The organism is Teichococcus deserti, assembly GCF_001982615.1.
GTDB classification, from domain to species: domain Bacteria; phylum Pseudomonadota; class Alphaproteobacteria; order Acetobacterales; family Acetobacteraceae; genus Pseudoroseomonas; species Pseudoroseomonas deserti.
Genome location: NZ_MLCO01000320.1, coordinates 1 through 4,023 on the forward strand (window position 1 = coordinate 1; position 4,023 = coordinate 4,023).

Genomic DNA, 4,023 nt, shown 5'->3' on the forward strand with positions numbered 1-4,023 from the left:
GCGCCGCTACCGCATCGAGGCCACCGTCACCGGCGACGACGACATCGAGGTGCGCGCGACCCGCAATGTCGTGGCCCTGCCCACCTTCGTGCTGGGGATGAAGCAGGAACGCTACCTCGCCCAGCCCGGCCGGATCGCCCCCGAATTGCTGGTGACCGACGCGGCCGGCCAGCCGCAGCCGGGCGTCGCGGTGACCGCCAGGCTGATCCGCCGCGACTGGGTCTCTGTTCTCCAGGCCAGCGACTTCAGCCAGGGCGCCGCACGCTATGTCACCCAGCAGACCGACACGCTGGTGACCGAGCGGCAGGTGACCAGCACGGCGGCGCCGCTGCCGCTCGACTTCCAGGCCGATGCCGCCGGCGTCTATCTGGTGGAGTTCTCGGCCGTTGACCGGCTGGGCCGTCGCCAGGTGCTGACCGTCGACCTGTTCATGGCCGGCCAGGGCGCCACCACCTGGCCGCGCCCGCCGGCCGAGACGGTGACGCTGTCCACCGACAAGCCCGAATACGCCCCCGGCGAGACCGCGACGCTCTTGATCCAGAGCCCCTTCCAGGAGGCCCGCGCCTTGGTCGTCACCGAGCAGCCGGAAGGCCGCTTCGGTTATGATTGGGTCGAGATCCAGGGCGGCGTCGGCCGGGCGTCGATCCCGATCCGCCGGCTGCAGATGCCGGGGCTGATGGCGCATGTGCTGCTGATGCGCGGCCGCCTGCCGGGACCGCCGCCCTCGCCCACCGCGCCCTTCGACCAGGGCCGCCCGCTGACCTTGGCCGCCAGCCAGCGCATCGCCGTCAGCCCGGTGCAGCACCGGCTGCAGGTGGCGCTGCAGGCGCCGGCCAGCATCCGCCCCGGCGCCGAGGTCGAGGTGGTGCTGCGCCTCTCCGACGAGAATGGCCGCCCCATAGCCGGCGAGGCCGCCTTCTGGATGGTTGACCAGGCCGTGCTCAGCCTGGCGCGGGAGGCGCCGCTGGACCCGCTGCCCGCCTTCATCCGCCAGCGCCCCTCGCTGATGATCGCCCACGACACCCGCCGCCTGCCCTTCGGCCTGATCCCGCTGGACGAAAATCCGGGCGGCGGCGGCGCCGAGGAGGAATGGGGCCAGGAGAGCATTTCTGTCCGGCGGAACTTCTCCCCGGTGCCGGTCTACCTGCCGCGGGTGCGCGTCGGCGCCGACGGGGTCGCCCGCTTCAAGGTGACCATGCCGGACAGCCTCACGGTCTTCCGCATGCGGGCCAAGGCCGTCAGCGGCGCCGACCGCTTCGGCTTCGGCACCGGCGAGATCCGCATCCGCCAGCCGGTCATCGCCCAGCCGGCTTTGCCGCGCTTTCTGCGCCCCGGCGACCGTTTCGAGGCCGCGGTCATCGCGCGCCTGATCGAAGGCCCGGCCGGCGCTGGTTCCTTGAGCGTTTCCGCGCCCGGACTGGAAGGCTCGCCGACCGCCGACCGCGCCTTCACCTGGAACGAGGGCCGCCCGACGCGTCTGACGCTGCCGCTCACCGTCCCCGGCAATGCCACCGGCAGCGTGCCGCTGCGCTTCCTGCTGCGGCGCCAGGCCGATGGCGCGGGGGATGCCATCGAGCTGACCCTGCCGATCCATCCCGACCGCCCGCCATCGCGCGAGCAGCAGCTGCTGGCCCTCGCCCCCGGCGAGGCCGCCGACTGGCCGGCGCCCACCGAAGCCCCGCGCCCGGGCAGCTATGCCGCGCGGCTGTCGGCCTCGGCCGATCCGGCGGTGGCCCGCATCCTCGGTGGTTTCGCGGCCCTGCGCGCCGATCGCTGGGGCGGCACCGAGCAGCGGCTGGCCGGCGCCTCGGCGTCCCTCGCCTGGGCGCCTTTCGCGCCGCTGCTGGCCTCGGCGGGGCTGGAGGACCGGCTGGCCCGCGACACGGCCTCTACGCTCGCCGCCATCCGCGCCGCCACCGACGAGGACGGGCTGGTCGCCCTCTGGCCGCGCGCCCGCGGCAGCGTGTGGCTGACGGCGGAGAGCTTCCGCTTCCTCACCGCCGCCGCCGCCGCCGGGCAGGCGGTGGATGCCGCATTGCTCGACCGCATGGCGACCGTGCTGGGGCGCGCGCTGCGCTCCGACTATCCGCGGCTGCTGGCGGGGGAAGAGCTGCGCGAGCGCGTCGCCGCCCTGCTGGCCCTGGCCGAGGCCGGCAAGCTGGAACCCGCCTATGCCGCCGAGCTCGCCCGCCGCGCCACCCTGATGCCGACCGAAAGCCTGGCCCAGGCGGTGGCGGCCGTCGCGGCGCTGCCCGCCGACAGCCAGGCGCAATTGCCGGGGCTGCTGACCGAGCTTTGGCGCCGGATCCGGCTGGAAAGCCGCGACGGGCGGCTGGTCTACACCGGCATGGACGGGGCCGGCGGCAGCGCCGCGGTGCTGCCCTCGGAGACGCGGGCACTGGCCTTCGTGACCCTGGCCGTGGCCCGGGCCGCCCCCGGCGACACCCGCCTCGCCCCGCTGCGCGACGGGTTGCTGCGGCTTGGCGGCAGGAATGGCTGGGGCAACACCAATGCCGATGCCGCGGCGCTGCGGGCGCTGGCGGCCGGCTGGACGGCGAGCTCGGCGGAGATCGCGGTCGCCGCCCAGCTCGGCGGCGAGGCGCGGCAGGGAGTGCTGAACGCGGCCACCCCGCTGATCTCCTGGTCGACCGACCGTCCGAGCCCCGCGCGGCTGGAGAACCGCGGCAGCGCGCCGCTGCTGGGACTGGCCGCGCGGCGCTACCTGGCCGCCGCCCCCGGCGCGCAGGCGCAGCCGGTGCTGCAGGGCTTCGTCGTCAGCCGCAGCCTGTGGCGGGTGCCCGCCGGCGGCGGCCCACTGGAGCGGCTGCAGCCCGGCCCCGACGGCGCCATCCGGCTCGCCGCCGGTGAGATGGTCGAGGCCCGCGCCGAGCTGGTCAACCCCGAGCCGCGCAACCATGTCGCGCTGCGCCTGCCCTTCGCCGCCGGCTTCGAGCCGCTGAACCCGGCGCTGGCCACCGCCCCGGCCGAGGCGACCCTCAGCCTGCAGCCCAGCCTGCCGCCCGACTGGCAGCGCCAGGGCGACGAGGCGCTGACCGCGGTCTGGACCCGCCTGCCGCAGGGCACGGTGCAGATCGCCGTGCGGCTGCGCGCCCAGGTCGCCGGCCGCTTCACCGAGCCGCCGGGCGAGGCCGAGGCCCTCTACCAGCCGTCGCTCTACGGCGCCTCGGCGGGGGCGGCGGTGGAGATCGCGCCCTGAACAGGCGCCTCGCCCGGCGTCTGGCCAAGGCGGCGGCGCGCTGCCTCGGCGGCGTCGGGCTGGGCGCGCTGGGGGCGGTGTGGTTGGCAGCCTGCATCGGCCGGTCGGACCTCGCCGCCCCCGAGCCAACCCCCTGGCTGACCGACCGGCACGGCGCTTTCCTGGCGCAGTTCGGCCACCAGATCGGCGACCGGGTGGAATACGGCTTCTGGGCCCTGCCGCCGCCGGAGCGCCTGGCCCGCGCCACCCTGGCGCTGGAGGATCGCCGCTTCCGCGACCATCCCGGCGTCGATCCCCTGGCGGTGCTGCGCGCGGGTTGGGGCAACCTGACCGGCCGGCCGCGCTCGGGGGCGTCCACCATCGCCATGCAGGTGGTGCGGCTGCAGCGCCCGGCGCCGCGCGGGCTGTGGTCGAAAAGCATCGAGGCGGGGGCGGCGCTGCTGCTCACCGCGCGGCATGGGCGCGAGGCGGTGCTGGCGCAATATCTGCGGCTGGTGCCCTACGGCAATGGCAGCCACGGCATCGGCCATGCGGCGCGGCTCTATTTCGACAAGCCCGCCGGCGACCTCGGCTGGGCGGAAATCCTGTTCCTTTCCGCCATCCCCCAGGCGCCAAGCCTGCACAATCCCTGGCGGCCGGAGGGATTGCGACGGGCGCGGGCGCGCGGGCTGCTGGCGCTGGACCGGCTGGTGGCCGAGGGCGCCATCCCGCCGGAAGAGACGGCGACCGCCCGCGCCCAGCTGGCGGCGCTCCGCCTGCCCGCGGCGCCGCGCCGGCCAGAGGATCTCGGCCTGGTGCTGCGGCTG

General features: G+C 75.8%; 2 protein-coding genes. Both read left to right on the forward strand.

Features of this window, described 5'->3' with window-relative positions; all coding sequences use genetic code 11:
* The coding region (locus tag BKE38_RS25845) for an alpha-2-macroglobulin family protein (protein WP_278247649.1) at positions 1-3,217 on the forward strand (3,217 nt) is incomplete at its 5' end.
* 77 nt (positions 3,218-3,294) lie between these two features.
* Positions 3,295-4,023, forward strand: a 729-nt coding sequence (locus BKE38_RS25850; RefSeq protein ID WP_408887435.1) for a transglycosylase domain-containing protein, incomplete at its 3' end; no start/stop codon positions are given.